Annotated in this window: 1 pseudogene; it reads left to right on the top strand. The window is 34.6% G+C overall.

Annotated features, from left to right (window positions below):
- A pseudogene (locus DXA60_RS18555) lies at positions 1 to 436 on the top strand (Ig-like domain-containing protein); the annotation flags it as partial.
- Between the last annotated feature and the right edge of the window lie 148 nt (positions 437 to 584).

Genomic DNA, 584 nt, shown 5'->3' with positions numbered 1-584 from the left:
GGTAACTGTCAAGAAAAATGACATGGTACTGGCAGTGGGATTTGATAGGTACGATAATATCAAGTACTATGTTAAGAAAAATGAGGATGGAACGATTGAAAATAGAAGTATGCCTTTTGCAACAGAATTTTTCTCCGCAGATAAAAAGGTAGCAGCATCAAGTGATTATGATTATACTATTGCAGGCAATAATAAGATTATCATGACCAGTAGCAATGAAAATGTATTAAGAGTAACGGAAGATGAACGTCTTGAGGTTATTGGGAGAGGATCAACTGTTATCACTTTAAAAACAGCGGATGGACGTTGGAGCTATTCGTGGAAAGTGACGGTAAGCGACAAAACAACTTCTTTTAGTAAGTATGTTACGGGTTGCGTAACAGGAAAAGACATGGATGAAGATGCTGAAAAAAATGGTTTTGTAACCAAACTTTAAACAGCAAGGAAAATTGAATAAGTATGAAAACTATCAAAATTAATTTTGATAGTCGGAAAAATGAACTGCTTGGAATCTCTGATTACCTTGCAGTTCATTTTTTTACCACGGTATTTTCAAAATGAAAATATAAATACACAGGACGGAA

The sequence above is a fragment of the Roseburia sp. OF03-24 genome, from assembly GCF_003463035.1.
GTDB classification, from domain to species: domain Bacteria; phylum Bacillota; class Clostridia; order Lachnospirales; family Lachnospiraceae; genus Roseburia; species Roseburia rectibacter.
Note: the sequence above shows the minus strand (reverse complement) of the source record. Positions and strands in the feature narration are given on the sequence as shown.